We start from the raw sequence: 18,246 nt of genomic DNA, 5'->3' as shown, positions 1-18,246 counted from the left end.
AGCCGCGGCGCACGCCGCCAAACCACGGCAGCGCCTGCAACACACCCACCCCTGCACCCGCGACGGGGGTGGGTGTTACAGGGTGGCCGCCCTGCACTGCCTCATCGCCCCAACACCAGCCTGTCAGCTGCGCCGGCTTACTGCGTGTACGCCGCCTTCGCCATGGCCTCGCCCAGATAGTCCAGGAACGAGCGGATCCGCGCCGACACCGCGGTGTTGCGGTAATACACCGCATGGATGGGCTGTCGCACTTCCACGGTCTGCTTTGGCAGCACCTGCACCAGACTGCCCTGGGCACGGTCCTGTTCGGTCAGGAAATCGGACAGGCAGACGATGCCCACGCCCTCCAGCGCCAGGCGGTGCAGGATCTCGCCACTGTTCACCGCCAGGCTTGGCCGCACATGCAACAGGCCACCATCGGCGTCCGGCAATGGCCAGGTGTTGAGCGAGTCCGGTTCATTGAAGCCGAGCAGCGCATGCGCCTGCAGTTGCGCCACCGTCTTCGGCGTGCCGTGCTGTTGCAGATACGCAGGGCTGGCCAGCACCCGTAGCCGGCTGTGGCCCAATGGCCGCGCATGCAGGGTGGAGTCGGCCAAGGGGCCGATGCGGATGGCGATATCGGTGCGGCGCTCGAGCAGGTCGATGTAACGCTCGCTGCTGTTGAGCTCCAGTGCGACCTGCGGATAGCGGCTGCAGTACTCGGCCACCAGCGGCGCGATCACATGCAGCACGAAGGGCATGGCCGCATCCACCCGCAACCGCCCCGAGGGCGTGCCACGGCGCGCGGCGATCTGTTCCTCGGCGGCATCCACCGAGGCGACGATGGCGCGCGCCTGCGCCAGGAAGGACTCCCCCTCGGCGGTGAGCTGCAGGCGGCGGGTGGTACGGGTCAGCAAGGTGGTGCCCAGCTTCTCCTCCAATCGCCCCAATGCGCGGCTCACGCCGGAGGTGGTCTGGCCCAGCTGCTCGGCGGCGGCGGTGATAGAGCCGGTATCGATCACCGCGATGAAGGCCTGCATTTCGTCGAGAGTGGTTTTCATCGGATCAAGGGCAGCGGGAGGGCGGATCCATTATTGACCAGAATTCAATAGTCATTGGGTGCAAACCGGCTTTTTCGGCAACAGTGACCCGGCCAGACTGCGCGCCCCTTTCCGAGGAATCGCCCATGTCCCGCGGTATCCCCCTTGCCCTGCTGGCGCTGACCCTGGGTGCGTTCGCCATCGGCACCACCGAGTTCGTCATCGTCGGCCTGATCCCGACCATTGCCGCCGACCTGCAGGTCAGCCTGCCCTCGGCCGGCCTGCTGGTTTCGCTGTATGCGCTGGGCGTTGCGGTGGGTGCGCCCGTACTCACCGCCCTGACCGGACGGGTGCCACGCAAGGCCTTGCTGGTCGCGCTGATGCTGCTGTTCACCGTCGGCAACCTTATTGCGTGGATGGCGCCGGGCTATGGCTCGTTGATCGTGGCGCGGATGCTGACCGGGCTGGCGCATGGTGTGTTCTTCTCGATCGGCTCGATCATCGCCACCTCGGTGGTGCCCAGGGACAAGGCCGCCAGCGCGATCGCGATCATGTTCACCGGGCTGACGGTGGCGCTGGTGACCGGCGTACCGCTGGGCACCTTCATCGGGCAGCACCTCGGTTGGCGTGCCACCTTCCTGACGGTGGCTGCGTTGGGCGTGATCGCCCTGCTCGGCAGCCTGCTGTTCGTGCCGCGCAACCTGCCGCGCAGCGCACCGGCCACCTTTGGGCAACAGTTCGCGGTGCTGGCACAACCACGACTGTTGCTGGTCTATGCGATGACCGCGCTGGGCTATGGCGGCACCTTTCTTTCCTTTACCTTCCTCGCCTCGATCCTGCAGGACGTCAGCGGCTTCTCGGCCAATGCCGTAAGCGCGGTGTTGCTGGTCTACGGTGTGTCGGTGGCCATCGGCAATCTGTGGGGCGGGCGTCTGGCTGACCGCCGGGGCCCGGTGCCCGCATTGACCTTGATCTTCGGCCTGCTTGCCGTGGTGCTGCTGGCGCTCACCTTCACCGCCTACAACCGCTGGCTGGTGCTGTTGACGGTGCTGGCGCTGGGCGCAGTGGCGTTCGGCAATGTGCCGGGCCTGCAGGTGTATGTGGTCAAGCAGGCACAGCGCTTCGTGCCGCAGGCAACGGATGTTGCGTCCGGCCTGAACATCGCCGCCTTCAACATCGGCATCGCGCTGGGTGCCTCGCTCGGCGGCCTGGTGGTCGATCACATCGGCCTGATGCACACGCCGTGGATGGGCGCGCTGGTGGTGCTGGGTGCGCTGGCATTGACGGCACTGAGTGGCCGGCTGGATGGCCGCGATGGATTGGATGTGCGCGCCGAGGGCATTGCCGTCAGCGCGCACTGACGGAACACGCTGTTACTCCCTTTTACCTTTTCGTTCGCGCTGCGCGGCGTAGCCTGTGAGTGCGAATTTCAGGAGATTTGAATGAACATTCCCGCTATCGGCCTTGGCACCTATCGCCTCAAGGGCCAGGTCCTCACCGACTCCGTGCACAACGCATTGGAGCTTGGCTACCGCGCTTTCGACACCGCACAGATCTACGACAACGAAGCCGACCTTGGTGCAGCGATCGCCAGCGGCACGGTGCCGCGCGAGCAGCTGTTCCTGACCACCAAGATCTGGATCAGCAACTTCCACCAAGATGACCTGCTTGCCAGCCTGCGCGAGAGCCTGCGCAAGCTGCGCACCGATCACGTCGACCTGACGCTGATCCACTGGCCCTCGCCCAAGGACGAAGTGCCGATGGCCGAGTTCCTCGGTGCGCTGCGCGAAGCCAAGGCGCTGGGTTTGACCAAGGCGATCGGTGTTTCCAACTTCACCATCGACCTGACCCGCCAGGCCATCGCCATCCTCGGCGCCGATGCCATCGCCACCAACCAGATCGAAGTGCATCCCTATCTGCAGAACCGCGCCTTGATCGCCTACCTGCGTGAGCAGGGCATCCCTGTCACCGCGTTCATGAGCCTGGCCTATGGCGCGGTGCTGAAGGACCCGGTGATCCAGGCCATTGCCGACAAGCACCAGGCAAGCACCGCGCAGGTCGCGTTGGCGTGGGCCTTGCAGCAGGGCTATGCGGTGATTCCGTCGTCGACCAAGCGTGAGAACCTTGCCGGCAACCTGCAGGCGGCACAGCTGCGGCTGGATGCCGAGGACATGGCTCGGATCGGGGAGCTGGATCGTGGCGAACGCGTGGCCAACCCGGGCATCGCGCCGGCTTGGGATTGAGATCGATCAGCCTGGCGTGGATAGCAGCCAGGCACGCATCGCAGCGTTCACTTCCGCCGGTTTCTCCAACGGTGCCAGATGACCGCAGTCCTCGATCACCACCAGCGTTGATTGCGGCATCAGCGCAGCCATCTGCTCGCTGACCGGCAAGGGCGTGATTGCATCGTTGCGCCCACAGACGATCAAGGCCGGGCCCTGCCAGGCACGCAGGACCTCGCTGCCGTCGGCACGCTGCAGCTGGCTCTGGCGCAGGAAGACTTCGGCGCCGAGGCGTGCGGTCATGCTGCGCACGGTATCCACCAATGCATGGTCCTCGAGCCGCGATGCATCGATGTAGCTGCGCATCAGTTTGTCGCCGAAACCATGGAAGGTACCGGGCAGGCGAACGCTGTTCTGCTGTGCCAGGCGTTGTGCGGCGCGCTCGGGCGAGTCGGGTTTGAACGAGGTATCCAGCAGCGCCAGTTTCAACACCCGCTGCGGGGCGATGCGCAGGATTTCCTGGGCGACGTAACCACCGAGGGAGAAGCCGGCCAGGGCGAACTGTGCGGGTGCCTTGGCCAGTACGTCTTCGGCGACGGCACGCATGGTGGTTTGCTGGGTGAGGTCGCCGACCTGGCAATCGGCGATGTCGGCGAGTGCTTCGAGCTGGGCCTGCCACAGCGTGGCGTCGTTGAGCAGGCCGGGCAGCAGTAGCAGCGGGGTTCTGGCTGCTGGGTCTTGGTTCGTTTGCATGGCGCTATTGTCGCGCCTTGGGGTGGTTTGGGGGTGAGGGGTGGGGTTGGGCAACTGCCAAAGCCAGAGCCAAAGCACCCCTCCCCAGCCCTCCCCTGCGCTATGCGCAAGGGAGGGAGCGAAGCAGAGCACCCCTCCCCAACCCTCCCCTTGCCTTCGGCAAAGGGAGGGAGGGAGCTGATCTGCCCCCTCCCTTGCGCGTAGCGCAGGGGAGGGTTGGGGAGGGGTGCCTTTGGCTCTTGGCCTTCAGCTCTCAGCTCTTAACCTCACCCACCGGCAGCGTCACATTCATGATGGTCGAGTCATCCGGGTCGGATTTCACCTTGAACCCCAGGCTCTGGCACATCGCCAGCATCGTGGTGTTCTCGCGCAGCACCTGCCCCTCCACCACCTTCAGACCCTGCCACTGGGCGTACTCGATCATGATCTGCATCAGCTTCCAGCCGATGCCGTGGCCCTTGAGGTCGGAGCGGATCAGGATGCCGTATTCGCCACGGTCGTAATCGGCATCGGCATGCAGGCGCACCGCACCCAGCATCTCGCCGCTGCGCGGGTCGATGGCCACCAAGGCGATGGAGCGGGCGTAGTCCAGCTGGGTCAGGCGCGCGATGAACTCGTGGCTGAAGTGCTTCACCGACTGGAAAAAGCGCAGGCGCAGGTCGTCGTCGGTCACGCGGGCAAAGAAGGCACGGAACAGGCCGTCGTCCTCCGGCCGCACCGGCCGGATGAAGGCCTTTCCGCCGTCGGACAGGGCAATGGTGCGCTCCCACTCGGTGGGATACGGGAAGATCGCAAAGCGCGGGTGGCCACGGCCCTTGTGCAGCCGTCGCACCGGGGTGATGGCGATGCGTGCATCCAGTGCGATCACGCCATTGCGGTCGGCCAGCAATGGGTTCAGGTCCAGCGTGCGGATCTCCGGAATATCCGCCGCCAGCTGCGCCAGTTTGACCAGCACCAGCGCCACCGCGCGCTCGTCCGCCGCCGGCACATCGCCATAGGCCTTGAGGATGCGCGATACACGGGTCCGTCCTATCACCTCATGGGCCAGGCGCAGGTCCAGCGGCGGCAGTGCCAGGGTCTTGTCGTCGATCACTTCCACCGCGGTGCCGCCGCGGCCGAAGACCACCACCGGGCCAAATACCGGGTCGTCAGCAATGCCGGCAATCAGTTCGCGTGCTTTGGGCCGGGTCAGGCTGGGCTGCACCAGCACGCCCTCGATGCGCGCCTGCGGGCGCTGCTCGCGGGCACGCTGCAGGATGGAGGTGGCCGCGGCCTGTACCGCGCGCAAGGTGCTCAGGTTCAGGCGCACGCCATCGACTTCGGATTTGTGCGGGATGTCCGGCGAAAAAATCTTCACCGCCACGCTCAGGCCCTTTTCCAGCAGTGGCTGGGCCAGGTCCATCGCCTCGTGCGCGTCGCGCGCCACCATCACCTCCAGCGAGGGGATGCCATAGGACTGCAGCAGCTTGTGGGTAGCCACCGGGTCCAGCCATTGCTGGTCGTTGGCCAGTGCCGTCTCCACCAGCGCGCGCGCGGCAGCCACGTCCACCACGAAATCGGCGGGCAGGCTGGGTGGGGTTTCCATCAGCGCAGCCTGCGCCTCGCGGTACTTCACCAGGTGCTGGAAGCCCCGTACCGCCTCGGCCTCGCTGGGATAGGTCGGCACCCGCGCGGTGTTGAGGGTAACGGTGGCGCGGTCGTCATTGCCCAGCCATACCGCGAACACCGGCTTGTCGCGCAGCTGCCGCGAGCGCAGCCCCAGCGTGCTGGTCAGCGCCTGCGCGGCCTCGGCCGACGAGGTGAATGCGGTGGGCACGTTGATCACCAGCACCGCATCGTTGGCATCGTCGGACAGTAGGGCCTCGATGGCCGATGCATAGCGGCCACCGTCGGCATCCACCACGATGTCAACCGGGTTGTCGCGTGACCAGCCCTGCGGCAATGCCTTGTCCAGTTGGGCGATGGTTGCCGGTGACAGTTCGGCCAACGTGCCGCCCAGTGCCTGCAGCTGGTCCACCGCCAGCCGGCCCACGCCACCGCCATTGCTGAGGATGGCCAGGCGGCGGCCCGGGAACGTGCCCAGCCGGCCCAGGGTTTCGGCGGCGGTGAACAGTTCGTCCAGCGCGTTGACGCGCAGCAGGCCGGCACGGTTGAAGGCGGCGCCATAGACCGCGTCGGAGGCGGCCAGCGCCTGCGAATGGGTGCTGACCTCGCCGTCGCCGCGCTTGGGCTGGCGACCGGACTTGACCACCACCACCGGTTTGGCGCGCGCCGCCGCACGGGCGGCCGACATGAACTTGCGCGCATCACTGATCTGATCGACGTACAGCAGGATGGCGCGGGTGCGGTAATCGGTGGCGAAGTAATCCAGCAGGTCGCCGAAATCCACGTCCAGCGCATCGCCCAGCGATACCACCGCAGAGAAGCCGATCGATCGTGCCACGCCCCACTCCACCAGCGCCGCGGCAATCGCACTGGATTCGGAGATCAGCGCGACATCGCCGGCCTGCGGGGTGTGTGCGGCGATGCTGGCATTGAGCCGCGCATGCGGGGCGATCACGCCCAGGCAGTGCGGGCCCAGCACGCGCATGCCCTTGGGCCGTGCGGCCGCTTCCACCTGCGCGGCCAGCGAACCGGGGCCCTTGCCCAGCCCGGAGGTGAGGATGATGGCCCCCGCCACGCCCAGCTCGGCGGCCTGGCTCACCACCTGCGGCAGGATGCTGGCCGGCACCGTGATCACCACCAGGTCCGGGATCCACGGCAGGTCCTTGAGCCGCTTGACCGTGCGCATGCCGTCGATCTCGGCGTAGCGCGGGCTGACCCAGCCGATCTGCCCGGCAAAGCCGCCGGCGCGCAGGTTGCGGATCACCGCGCGGCCGGCCGAGCGATCACGCGGGCTGCCGCCCACCACGGCCACCGAACGCGGGCGGAATACGGTCTGCAGGTGATAGGTACTCATTGCGACGCCTGTTGCGGGTAACCGGTCCAAAGGTACACGGCTGCGGCGTGGGGTGGGCTGCGCAGGATCAAGCGTGGGGCGGGGCCGGCGAAGAGCACCCCTCCCCGGCCCTCCCCTTGGCTACGCCAAAGGGAGGGAGACAAGCGACGAACTGGCACATGGCCGCGAACCGCCCCCTCCCTTGCGCGCAGCGCAGGGGAGGGTTGGGGAGGGGTGATTTTTGCGTTTGCCGTTGGGGTTGCCGGTAACGCCCCTGCCGAGCATGGCTCGGCACTACATTCAGAGGAGCGTGCCGCCGAGGATCATTGCGGCAATGCTGAAGTAGATGACCAGCCCGGTTACGTCCACCAACGTCGCCACGAACGGTGCCGAGGCGCTGGCCGGGTCGAAGCCCAGGCGCTTGAGCACGAACGGCAGCATCGAGCCGGACAGCGAGCCGAAGGTGACAATGCCGATCAGTGCCGCGCCAATGGTCAGTGCCAGCAACTTCCAGTGCTCACCGTAGTCGTGCAGACCGGCCAGCTGCCAGACGGTGATGCGCACGATGGCCAGCAGGCCAAGAATCGAGCCCAGCACCACGCCGGTCGGCAACTCGCGCAGGGCCACCTTCCACCAGTCGCGCAGGCGCAGTTCACGCAGCGCCAGCGAGCGGATCAGCAACGAGGTGGCCTGCGAACCGGAATTGCCGCCCGAGCTCATGATCAGGGGAATGAACAGGGTCAGCACCACCGCGCGTGCCAGCTCATCCTCGTAGTGCTGCATGGCGCTGGCGGTCAGCATTTCACCCAGGAACAGCACGCTCAGCCAGCCGGCGCGCTTGCGCAGCATCTCCAGGAAACCGATCTGCATGTAGGGCTTGTCCAGCGCCTCCAGGCCGCCGAACTTGTGCACGTCCTCGGTGGATTCGTCGATCAATGCATCAAGGATGTCGTCGACGGTGACGATGCCCAGCATCTGCAACTGCGCGTCCACCACCGGGATGGCCAACAGGTCGTGGCGGCGGATCTGCTGCGCCACCTCCTCCTGGTCCAGCAGCGGCCCCACCGTCACCGGCGGGTTGACCTGCGCTACCGAGAGGATGGAATCGTCCGGCTCGCCGGTGATCAGGCGCCGCATCGTCACCACCTGCTGCAGCTGGCGGGTGAGCGGGTCCAGCACATAGATGGCGTACACCGTCTCGCGGCTGCGCTCGACCTCGCGGATATGCTGCAGGGTCTGCGCCACCGTCCAGTCGGCTGGCACGCCGACGAATTCGGTGGTCATCAGCGCACCGGCAGTGTTGGGCGGGTAGCTGAGCAGTTGCTGGATCGCGCGCCGCGCCTCCGGCGCCAGCAGCGGAATCAGCCGGGCGCGTTCGGCAGCATCCAGTTCATGGACGATGTCGGTGGCGCGGTCATCGGCCATCAGCCCCAGCAGGGCCGCGGCACGCACCGGCAACAGGGCCGCCACCAGGGTACCGGCACGCTGCAGTTCGGGCGCCTCCAGCAACTTCACCGCGCGCGCCACCGGCACCGCGGCAAGCACGTCGGCCGCGGCCGGCACGCTCAGCGTATTGAGGAATTCCACCGCGTCGGCGGTGTTGAAATTGGCAATGGGGGCGCTCAGGGTGGCTGCATCCACCACCGGCCGCAGAAGCTGCTTCTGGTTCATCGTGATTGACCTGTTCCTGGTTGCGTCCGCAACGCCAGCACAGGCAAATCACCCCACTCAGGCGATTGCCATCACTGGCGTCGAACGCGGTCGACTTCTACTGTCGCTGGACATGGGGTTGGACTCCGGGATATGCCGCTCGGAAACGCCGGCAGCGCGGCGAGTCTGGCCCTGCTGGCGCGCAAGGTCAACCTTGGGCCACATTGTCCTGATCATGATTGGGCCTGCATTCGCATTCGTTGACGGTGCAGTCCGCATAATGGTGCTGCCGGGGTACACCGGTGCATCCGAAGAACACCCCATGCATGGCACCGGTCTCGAACTAGCCTTGGTACTGCTGCTTGCGGCGGTGATCGCCGTGCCGGTATTCAAGCGCTTCGGGCTGGGCGCCGTGCTCGGCTACCTGGCTGCCGGCGTGGTGCTGGGGCCGCAGGTGCTGGGTTTCGTGCAGGACACCGACCGCATCCTCAATGCCGCCGAGATCGGCGTGGTGATGCTGATGTTCGTGATCGGGCTGGAACTGTCGCCCTCGCGGCTGATGGTGATGCGACGCACGGTGTTTGGTGCTGGCGCGCTGCAGGTGCTGCTCAGCGCCGCCGCACTCGGCGGCCTGCTGCTGCTCAATCATTTCTCGTGGAAGAGCGCGTTGGTGGTGGGCACCGCCCTGGCGCTGTCCTCCACCGCGGTGGGGCTGCAACTGCTGTCCGAGCACAAGGCACTCAATTCCGACCACGGCCGGCTGGGCTTTGCCATCCTGCTGTTCCAGGACCTGGTGGCGATTCCACTGTTGGCCGCCATCCCGCTGCTGGGCGGGGTCAAGAACGAAACCCTTACCTGGCAGGACGCCGGCGTTGCCCTGGGTGCGTTGGCCGCGGCCATCGTGCTGGGCCGGCCCTTGCTGCGGCGGCTGTTCGCGGTGGTGGCGCGCACCCGCATGCCCGAGGTGTTCACCGCCACCGCCCTGCTGGTGGTGCTGGGCACCGCCTGGCTGATGGCCGAGGCCGGGCTCAGCGCCAGCCTGGGCGCGTTCGTGGCCGGCGTGCTGCTGGCCGACTCTGAGTTCCGCCACGAGATCGAATCGCAGATCGAACCGTTCAAGGGCCTGCTGCTGGGGCTGTTCTTCATTGCCGTGGGCATGGGCATCGACCTGGCACGGGTGGCCGCCGAGCCGGAACTGATTGCCGCCGGCGTGCTGATCCTGCTGCTGGTGAAGTTTTCCATCCTGCTGTTGCTGGGCAAGCTGGCAAAGCTGCCGCTGCGCAATGCGCTGATCCTGGCCAGCGTGTTGTGGCTGGGCGGCGAGTTCGCCTTCGTGGTGTTCAACGAAGCCGAACGTGCGCACCTGCTGGGCCGCATCAACCATGACCGCTTGGTGGCCATCGTCAGCCTGTCGATGGCGATCACCCCGCTCTTGCTGCTGGCCCTGCAGCGCCTGCTGCAGCTCAAGCCGCAGGCAGCCGCGCCGGAACATGCACCGGATGCCCAGCTGAAGGATGCCGGCGCGCAGCGACCGCAGGTACTCATCGCCGGCATGGGCCGCTTCGGCCAGATCATCGGCCGCCTGCTGACCGCGCAGCGCATTCCGTTCGTCGCGCTGGAAGCCGACCCGGACACGGTGGAGGACATGCGCCGCTTCGGCAACCAGCTGTATTACGGCGACCCGACCCGCCCGGAGCTGCTGCGCTCGGCCGGTGCCGAGCACATCCGGGTGTTTGTTATGGCCATGGACGACCCGGAAACCAACCTGCGCGCGGTGCGCCTGGTGCGCCGCCTGTACCCGGGCGCCACCGTGCTGGCACGCGCACGCAACCGCCAGCACGCGTGGAAGCTGATGGACATGTCGGCCGAACCGTTCCGCGAGGTGTTCGGCTCCAGCCTGGAGGCCAGTGAGCGCGTACTCACCGCATTGGGCATTCCCGACAGCGTGGCCCGCAACCACGTGCAGCGTTTTCGCGAGCACGACGAGCAGTTGCTCAAGGCCCAGCACCTGGTCTATGACGATGAAGCAGCGGTGATGCAGACCTCGCGCGACGCACGCGCGGATCTGATGCAGCTGTTTGAAGCGGACGCGGATGAAGGCAGGGGCTGAGGTGATTGGGGCTTGGCAAAGGCCAGCAACTGAACGCTGAAAGCCGGCAACCGTGGCCGGCACGGGCTTCCTGCACCGTGGCAGCTCGCATTGCCGGCAGACGCACGCTTCTGCGAGCCCCGAATCAGCCGCCCTCAATTCGCAGCAGAATCAATTCCTGTCGCGCAGGAAGCGGGCCATCGACGATACCCCCGGCACCGCCGGCTCGAACTCACCGGCCACGTCGACGAAACCACGCATGATCGCGATGTCACGCGGCGTGCGGTTCAGTGCATCGCGCATTTCCGGGTCGGCGCCGGCCCGCAGCAGGCGCTGCACCAGCAACGGCAGGCCATGCAGGGCGGCCAGGTGCAGCGGGCCGAAGCCACGCGGGTCGCGCACCTCCAGCGATACCTCCTCGTCCAGCAGGCGCTCCACCGCCGCCAGCACCACGTGCTCGTCGCAGGCGGTGCCCGGCTCGGCGCGGGCGCCCAGCACCAGCAACAGCGGCGTGACCGTGCCCGCCGAGGCCTGGTCCGGTTCGGCACCGGCCAGCAGCAGGGCATCGAGCAGGGCCAGCAAACGGCCGCGATCACGTGCGGTGAAGCCGTACAGCGCAGCACAATGCAAGGGTGCCAACTGCTGGTCGTCACCGGCATGCACGTCGGCACCGGCGGTAAGCAGGCGCGCGACGATATCCGGCAGGCCCAGCGCGGCAGCCAGCATCAGCACCGTCACCCCGCCGGGCAGACGGTGCTCCAGCTTGGCACCGGCCGCGAGCAACGCGGCGACAATCGTCGTCTGCCGCATGCTCACCGCGGCCGACAGCGGCGTGGCGCCACTGGCAGCGGCGTGCTGCGGATCAGCGCCCAGCGACAACAGCAGATCGACCACCGCCGCGTGGCCACCACCGGCAGCCCGCAACAGTGCACTGCAACCCTGCGCGTCCACCGCGTCCACGGCAAAGCCCAGGTTGATCAGGCGGCGCACCGCATCGGCGTCGCCGGCCATCGCCGCGGCCGGTACATCGGCATCGCGCAGCGCGCGCAGCGGCAGTGACCAGCCACGCCAGTCCAGCAGGTCGGCAAGATCACGGCGACCACTGGACAGGGCCACGCCCAGCGGCGTCTGGCCATCGGCAGCGCGCGCATCCGGCGATGCCCCCTGCAGCACCAGCTGCTTGAGTGCGGCCTCGCGTGCCAGCGCGGTGGCCAGGTGCAGGGCGGTCATGCCGTGGCTGTCGCGGGCTTCACGGTCGGCGCCGTTGAGCAGCAGCCAATGCTGCAGCTTGAGCCAACCCAGGCGGACCGCCAGCGACAAGGCCGGATCACCGGCAGGCGAGGCACCAAACGGGTCGGCACCGCGCTCCAGCAACTCCAGCGCGAACTGTTCGGTGCTGCGGGCACCGTGGTCATGCTGCGCACAGGCCGCCAGCAGGCGGGTCAGGCCACCCTTGCCGGCCGGCGAGACACCGTGGTGCAGCAGTACCTGCAAGGTCGGGATCGCATCCACGCCGCGCGACAGCAGTGCGAACATCGGCGTGTCACCGCAGGCGTCCAGAACTTCCGCTGCGGCGCCGTGGCCCAGCAACCAATCGACCACCCGCGGCTGCAGGGCCAGTTCCGGATCATGCAGCAGACCGCCCAATTCATCGGCCGAGCACAGCTTGGCCAGCGGCGCCATGCCGTCGACATTGCCGAACACCAGCGCCTCGCGCAGCAGGGCCAACGGCGCGCGGTCGTTGAGCACCGGTGCGGCCTGGCCCTCGCCATCGGTGCTGGCCTGGGCGGCATCACTGACCGCGGCCGGCAACGGGTAGCTCGGGTCCAGCAGCGAGACAATGCTCCAGCGGCCGGCAGCGGCGGCATGGTCGATGGCGCGGCGGCCATCGCTGCCGACGGTATCGGCGGCAATGCCCAGGTCCAGCAGGCGCCGGATCAGCGCTGCCGAGACCTGCTCGGCGCGGCTGGCCAGCAGCACGGCGTTGTTGCCCTCGCCGTCCACCGCAGTGACGTCGGGCTGGTGTGCCAGCAGGCGTTCGAGCACACCGGCACGGCCGTGCGCGGCGGCATCCAGCCACGGGGTACGGCCGGCAGCGTCGCGCGGCTCGATGTTGGCGCCGGCGTTCAGCAGGGTTTCGACGATATCGACATGACCGGCCAAGGCGGCCTCATGCAGCGCGCTGCGGCGCTGGCGGTCGCGCGCATCCAGCCGCGCCTTGTGCTTGAGCAGCAGCTGCACGCCCGCCGGATCGTCGTCGTCGGTGGCCGCGGCCTGCACCAGCACCGGCACGCCGTCGCTGGGCTCGACCTTGGCGCCCCGCTCCAGCAGGAACTTGGCCAGGCGCCAGTTGCCGGCCTGGCAGGCCACTGCCAAGGGGCTGTGGCCTTCATGGTTGAGGGCATCGATCTCGGCCGCGGCGTCACGCAGCAGCGCAGCCACGCCCGGGTCGGAACTGCGTGCGGCATGGTGCAGCGGGGTGTTGCCCTCGGCATCGGTGGCACGCGGGTCGGCGCCATTGGCCAGCAGCGTCATCACCGCCTCGGGACGGCCGTGCCAGCTGTCGCGGGTGGCGGCCAGCAGCGGGGTCACCCCACAATGCGGCTGGTTGACGTCCACGCCACGGCTGATCAGCGCGCGCAGCAGGCGCAGGTCCGGCAATACCGCCGCCAATACCACCAGGCTGCGCTGGTCACGCGAGTCGGCCGGCGGGGCGGCATGCACGTCGGCACCGGCATCCAGCAGCTGCAGGGCACGGTCGACGCGGCCACCACGGGCAGCGGCATACAGCTGCGGCACCAGTTCATGCTGGTCCAGCGGCTCCAGCGGTTGCGGGGCCTGCAGCGCCTCGGCAAACGGGTCGAAGCCTTCGACACGCTCACCCAACTGCGGCTCGGCCGGCACCGTGGCCAGCGCCGGCGCCGCGCGCATGGCCTGCAGCAGGTAGTGCAGCGCCGGCATCAACGGCAGGCTGGCAACGGCCAGCGGCCAGCGCAGGTGGCTGGGCAGCAGGGCCGGCCAGGCCGGTGCCACCACTGCCGCGCACAGCACCAGCAACACGGCGGCCGCACCCAGGCCGTGCCAGGAATCCAGGCCGCGACCGGCCAGGGAATGCCACTGCGCACGCAGCTCGCTGTCCTCGCGCTCCAGCGCATGCCACAACGGCCAGGTGCGCCAGAGCGCCAGCACCGCCACGCTGACCGCCACACTCAGCGCCAGCACGGCCGCCAGGCTGCCGCTGTCGTGCAACGCCGCCAGCGGCCAGGACACCAGCAGCGCCAAGACCGCCGGGCCAGCCACCCACAGCCCCAACAGGCCTGGCAGCTGTCGTTTGAACAAGGTCGCCGACGGCGCCAGCGTGCGGCTGCGGCGCACCCAGGACACCGCCAGGGCGAACGCCGGTTGCGCCAGCACGCCACACACGGCCGCCACCACGCCACCGAAGCCGGTGAGCAGGGTCAGCAGCAGGCCGATGCCCAGGGCAACGGCGACAGCGCGGGTACGCAGGGCTTCAGTCATCGCGACCGTCGATGCGTGCGATCTTTACCGGCGCCAAGGGCATCGGCGGCGCCTGCAGGTGAAAACCGCGTTCGGCCAGATTGGCGCGCACCTGTGCGGCGTCGGCCTGGGCCAGGCGACGTTCGGGGGTCAGGGCAACCTCCAGCACGAAGGTGTACGGAGCCAGCGTGGCGCCCAGCGAGGCCGGGATCGCGTCGAAATCATCACGCTTGGCGAGGTAGACGTAGGTGTCCTGCTTGCGTTGGCTTTTATAGACGTAGGCTTGCATGCCAGCGGGCTTTGCCCTGCATGGGGATCAGGGATTGTGTCGGAAAGTTGGCGCTGTTGAAAGGAGCCGCGCCCGTCGTGGCGGGCATTTTCCTCCATTCCTTCCATTCAGAGACATCAATATTTTGTTGTGTCCCGGTTTGCTGCACCGTTGATCAAGCCGCCTGACAGGCCGCTGTCGATATACTCCCGCCCCGTCGAACCCATGGAAGATCGCGTGCGCCCCGCATCACCGCCACGACTGCGCCCCTTGAACATCCTTGCCCATACCGCCACCACAGCATTGGGGTCCGGGCTGGAGGCACAGCGCCGTGCCCTGCGGGAGCGGCGTAGCGGGCTGCGCAGCAATGATTTTGGCAATGCCTCCCTGCCCTGCTGGATCGGCCGTGTGGGTGGACTGGAAGAAGTGGTGCTGCCCAGCCACCTTCAGGCGTTTGCCTGCCGCAACAATGCACTGGCCTGGATGGCCCTGCACCATGATGGCATCACCGCGGCACTGGAACAGGTGGTATCACGCCACGGCAACGCACGGGTGGCAGTGGTGATGGGCACCTCCACTTCCAGCATCGGCGCGACCGAAGAAGCCTATGAACGGCTGCAGGTCGACGCCGAGGGACACCGGCATTTCCCTTCCGACCTGCAGCGCTCACGCATCCATACACCCCACTCACTGGGGGACTTCGTGCAGGCCGCCACGGGTCTGGGCGGCCCGTGCGTGACCGTTGCCACCGCCTGCTCATCCAGCGCCAAGGTCTTCGCGCAGGCGGCGCGCCTCATCGACGCCGGGCTCGCCGATGCCGCGCTGGTAGGCGGGGTGGATACGTTGTGCGGCAGCGTGCTGTTCGGCTTCAACGCACTGCAGTTGGTAGCACCCACCCCGTGCCAGCCATTCGACGCGCGCCGGGTTGGACTGTCGCTGGGCGAGGCCGGCGGCTACGCAGTACTGGAACGCGCCGATGCCGGCCCGGCAAGCAAGCTGCAGCTCCTCGGTTATGGTGAATCCAGTGACGCCCACCACATGTCGGCGCCGCACCCGAAAGGCCTGGGTGCGCGCCTGGCCATGCAGGCCGCGCTGCAGCGCGCCGGCATCGATGCCGGCCAGGTCGGCTACCTGAACCTGCACGGCACCTCCACGCCTGCCAATGACAGCATCGAAGCAGCAGCCGTCGCGGCGATGTTCCCCGACAGCCTGCACGCCAGCTCGACCAAGGGCTGGACGGGGCACACCCTGGGCGCGGCCGGCATCGTCGAGTCCGTGTTTGCCCTGCTGGCACTCACCGACGGCCTGTTGCCCGGCACCCTCAACAGCGAAATCCCGGACCCGGCCTGCGGCCCACAGATCCGGTTTGCCAACGCCCAGGCGGACATCCACTACGCAATGAACAATTCCTTTGGCTTCGGCGGCAACAACTGCTCGCTGGTATTTGGCAGGGCAGGATGAAACACATGCTGGAAGCCACATTGGAAGGTATCGGTTTCTGGGGCAATGGGCTGCCGGACTGGGACAGCGCGTGCGCCTGGATGCGCAGCGGCGAGCGCGCACTCGATCCGCCCGCTCGGCCCTCGCCGCAGTTGCTGGCAGCCAATGAACGGCGCCGGGCGCCCGCCACCGTGGCCGTTGCGCTGGAGGCGGCGCTGGCCGCGTGCCATGCTGCCGACCGTGACCCGGCGACGTTGCCCTCGGTGTTCACCTCCAACCATGGCGAGCTGAGCATCACCGATTACATGTGCGCCACGCTGGCCGAGGATCCGTACGCCATCTCACCCACGCGCTTCCACAACTCGGTACACAACGCCGCAGCCGGCTACTGGACCATCGGCGCAGGCACCCATGCCGCCGCTACCGCGATCAGCGCCGGCGATCACAGCTTTGCACAGGGACTCCTGGAGGCGCTGGCGCAACTGCACGCCGGGGAGCCGGCGGTGCTGCTGGTGGCCTACGATGGCAGCGCCACTGGCCCGTTGGCCGACGTATCACCCAGTGAAGGCCTGCTGGGCGCCGCACTGGTGCTGTCACGCAGTGCCTGCGCCGGCCTGCCGACACTGAAGCTGAGGTTGCATGCCCAAGCGCCAGCGGCAGACCTGCCGCAGCCGGACGCCGGCCCCCTGATGCAGCTTTACGCCGCCAATGCGATGTCCCCGCTGTTGCCGTTGCTGCAGGCGCTGGCAATGGACCAGGACATGCTGTGGATGCCGGCCGGTGGCGAGCAATGGCTGGAGATCGGCATCAGCCATGAGTGACAACGCGCCGTTGACACCCGCAACCGTTGCAGTCGTCATTCCCGCACTGAACGAGATATTGCGCATACGCCAGGTGGTCGAGGGTGTGCTGCAGTACTTTCCCCATGTGATCGTGGTTGACGACGGCTCCACCGATGACACCGCCGCCTGCATCGCCGACCTGCCGGTCAGCGTGCTGCGCCATCCGCAGCGCAGGGGCAAGGGCCATGCACTGCGCACCGGCTTTGCCGAAGCCTGCCGCCGTGGCCTGCAAGGTGTCTTGACCCTGGATGGGGACGGCCAGCACGCCGCCGCCGATCTGCCTCGCCTGCTGGCCAGCGCCAATCGCCACCCGGGTTGCATCATCATCGGTGCGCGGCTGCGCAAGCGCGCCTCGCAGCCGCTGTACCGGCGCTTGGCCAACGAGTTCGGTGACTGGGGCATCGCCTGGGGCACGCACTACCAGGTTGCTGACAGCCAGAGCGGGCAGCGCTTCTACCCGGCCGAGGTGATCGCGCTGCGCGATATCTGCGCCGAAGGCTTCGTGTTCGAAGCGCAGGTGGTCATTTCCGCAGCACGCCAGCTGGGGACACGCTGCGTATCGGTGCCGATCGAATCACGCTACCGCTGTGCCGACAGCGACGAACAGTTCCGCCCCAGCCACTTCAAGCCGCTGCAGGATCTGTACCGCATCACCAGCCATATCGTCCTGCTGGCGTTGCGCCATGGCCACGTCTGGCGGGTATACCGCACCATCCGCCGCAATCCGCCGGTCATCGACAGCACCGACGTCGCCAACTGAGCGACCCCGCTCAGCCCATGCCGCCGTTGATGCCGATCACCTGGCCGTTGATATAGCCGGCTGCATCGCTGCACAGAAAGGCCACCAGCGCCGCCACCTCTTCCGGTTTGCCAGCGCGCGCGGCCGGTACGGTCTGCCTGATCAGTTCGGGCGGAAACGCATCGGCCGCCATCTGCCCTTCTATCACCCCGGGCGCGACGACGTTGACGCTGATGCCACGGCTGGCCATTTCCCGCGCCAGCGACTTGCTTGCGCCGTGCAGGCCTGCCTTGGCCGCGGCATAGTTGGTCTGGCCACGATTGCCCAGCACCGCGGCCACCGAAGACACGCTGACGATGCGCCCCCAACGGGTACGTGCCATCGGCAACAGCAGCGGCTGGGTGACGTTGAAGAAGCCGTTGAGACTGACGTTGATCACCCGTTGCCAGCGCTGCGCATCCATGCCGGCCATGGGCGCGTCGTCATGGATACCGGCATTGTTGACCACGATCTGGATAGGTCCATCGGCCAGCAATGCCTCCAACGCGGTACTGACCGCATCGGTGTCTGCCACGTCGAAGGCCACCGCCTGCGCGCTGCCACCGGCGGCGAGAATCCGCTCCACCACCGCGTCGGCGCGGGCAAGGTTGGCATTGGCATGGACGATCACGTGGGCACCATCGGCAGCCAGCTGGTAGCAGATGGCACCGCCCAGATCGCCACTACCACCGGTTACCAGGGCACGTCGTTGCTTGCTCATGATGGATTCGCTCCACTGCGTTTCATTG

Annotated in this window: 14 protein-coding genes; 6 read left to right on the top strand and 8 right to left on the bottom strand. The window is 67.6% G+C overall.

Annotation, left to right across the window (positions count from 1 at the left end):
- Positions 1-137 precede the first annotated feature (137 nt).
- On the bottom strand, positions 138-1,040 hold the full coding sequence (locus tag B2527_RS01500) for a LysR family transcriptional regulator (RefSeq protein ID WP_293705737.1): 903 nt from the start codon (positions 1,038-1,040) through the stop codon (positions 138-140).
- A gap of 125 nt (positions 1,041-1,165) precedes the next feature.
- Between B2527_RS01500 and B2527_RS01495 the strand changes: the two genes are divergently transcribed.
- Positions 1,166-2,380, top strand: coding sequence for an MFS transporter (locus tag B2527_RS01495; RefSeq protein ID WP_293705735.1), 1,215 nt, complete (start codon positions 1,166-1,168; stop codon positions 2,378-2,380).
- Positions 2,381-2,461: 81 nt separating this feature from the next.
- Positions 2,462-3,262, top strand: coding sequence for a 2,5-didehydrogluconate reductase DkgB (gene dkgB / locus B2527_RS01490; protein ID WP_293705733.1), 801 nt, complete (start codon positions 2,462-2,464; stop codon positions 3,260-3,262).
- A 6-nt stretch (positions 3,263-3,268) separates the two neighbouring features.
- On the opposite strand, the gene B2527_RS01485 is transcribed toward dkgB, so the two are convergent.
- From B2527_RS01485 to B2527_RS01470, 4 genes are all read right to left on the bottom strand, one after another.
- A complete protein-coding gene (locus B2527_RS01485; protein WP_293705731.1) occupies positions 3,269-3,994 on the bottom strand; it encodes an alpha/beta fold hydrolase in 726 nt (241 codons plus the stop codon).
- A 253-nt stretch (positions 3,995-4,247) separates the two neighbouring features.
- Complete coding sequence (locus tag B2527_RS01480) at positions 4,248-6,953, bottom strand: bifunctional acetate--CoA ligase family protein/GNAT family N-acetyltransferase (RefSeq protein WP_293705729.1); 2,706 nt, start codon at positions 6,951-6,953, stop codon at positions 4,248-4,250.
- A 279-nt stretch (positions 6,954-7,232) separates the two neighbouring features.
- Positions 7,233-8,603 (bottom strand): magnesium transporter, encoded by a 1,371-nt coding sequence (gene mgtE / locus B2527_RS01475; RefSeq protein WP_293705728.1) that lies wholly within the window; start codon positions 8,601-8,603, stop codon positions 7,233-7,235.
- A gap of 57 nt (positions 8,604-8,660) precedes the next feature.
- Positions 8,661-8,819: a hypothetical protein gene (locus B2527_RS01470; protein ID WP_293705726.1), complete on the bottom strand. Its 159-nt coding sequence runs from the start codon at positions 8,817-8,819 to the stop codon at positions 8,661-8,663.
- 85 nt (positions 8,820-8,904) lie between these two features.
- Between B2527_RS01470 and B2527_RS01465 the strand changes: the two genes are divergently transcribed.
- Positions 8,905-10,692: a monovalent cation:proton antiporter-2 (CPA2) family protein gene (locus B2527_RS01465; protein WP_293705725.1), complete on the top strand. Its 1,788-nt coding sequence runs from the start codon at positions 8,905-8,907 to the stop codon at positions 10,690-10,692.
- 150 nt (positions 10,693-10,842) lie between these two features.
- Here the strand turns inward: B2527_RS01465 and B2527_RS01460 are convergent, their stop codons facing one another.
- Together B2527_RS01460 and B2527_RS01455 are read right to left on the bottom strand one after the other, a co-directional pair.
- On the bottom strand, positions 10,843-14,190 hold the full coding sequence (locus B2527_RS01460) for an ankyrin repeat domain-containing protein (RefSeq protein ID WP_293705724.1): 3,348 nt from the start codon (positions 14,188-14,190) through the stop codon (positions 10,843-10,845).
- The gene (locus B2527_RS01455; RefSeq protein ID WP_293705723.1) at positions 14,183-14,458 is read right to left on the bottom strand and encodes a YcgL domain-containing protein; all 276 of its coding nucleotides are present in this window, start codon (positions 14,456-14,458) and stop codon (positions 14,183-14,185) included. The genes B2527_RS01460 and B2527_RS01455 overlap by 8 nt, the downstream gene beginning before the upstream one ends.
- Positions 14,459-14,662: 204 nt before the next feature.
- Here B2527_RS01455 and B2527_RS01450 point away from each other — a divergent pair, with 204 nt between their 5' ends.
- The 3 genes from B2527_RS01450 to B2527_RS01440 are packed head-to-tail and all read left to right on the top strand — an operon-like array spanning position 14,663 to position 17,479.
- Positions 14,663-15,898: a beta-ketoacyl-[acyl-carrier-protein] synthase family protein gene (locus B2527_RS01450; protein WP_414716959.1), complete on the top strand. Its 1,236-nt coding sequence runs from the start codon at positions 14,663-14,665 to the stop codon at positions 15,896-15,898.
- Between the two features lie 5 nt (positions 15,899-15,903).
- Positions 15,904-16,698 carry a beta-ketoacyl synthase chain length factor gene (locus B2527_RS01445; protein ID WP_293705722.1) on the top strand — a complete coding sequence of 265 codons (795 nt, stop codon included), beginning with the start codon at positions 15,904-15,906 and terminating at the stop codon, positions 16,696-16,698.
- Positions 16,691-17,479, top strand: a complete 789-nt coding sequence (locus B2527_RS01440) for a glycosyltransferase family 2 protein (RefSeq protein ID WP_293705721.1) — start codon at positions 16,691-16,693, stop codon at positions 17,477-17,479. Before B2527_RS01445 ends, B2527_RS01440 begins: the two co-directional genes overlap by 8 nt.
- Before the next feature lie 10 nt (positions 17,480-17,489).
- Here B2527_RS01440 and fabG read toward each other — a convergent pair whose 3' ends face one another.
- Entirely contained in the window at positions 17,490-18,221 is a 732-nt protein-coding gene (gene fabG, locus B2527_RS01435) for a 3-oxoacyl-ACP reductase FabG (protein WP_293705752.1), read from the bottom strand.
- Positions 18,222-18,246 lie beyond the last annotated feature (25 nt).

The organism is Stenotrophomonas sp. UBA7606, from assembly GCF_002477705.1.
Lineage (GTDB): Bacteria > Pseudomonadota > Gammaproteobacteria > Xanthomonadales > Xanthomonadaceae > Stenotrophomonas.
The sequence above is the reverse complement of the archived record's forward strand: the minus strand, read 5'-3'. Positions and strand labels throughout refer to the sequence as shown.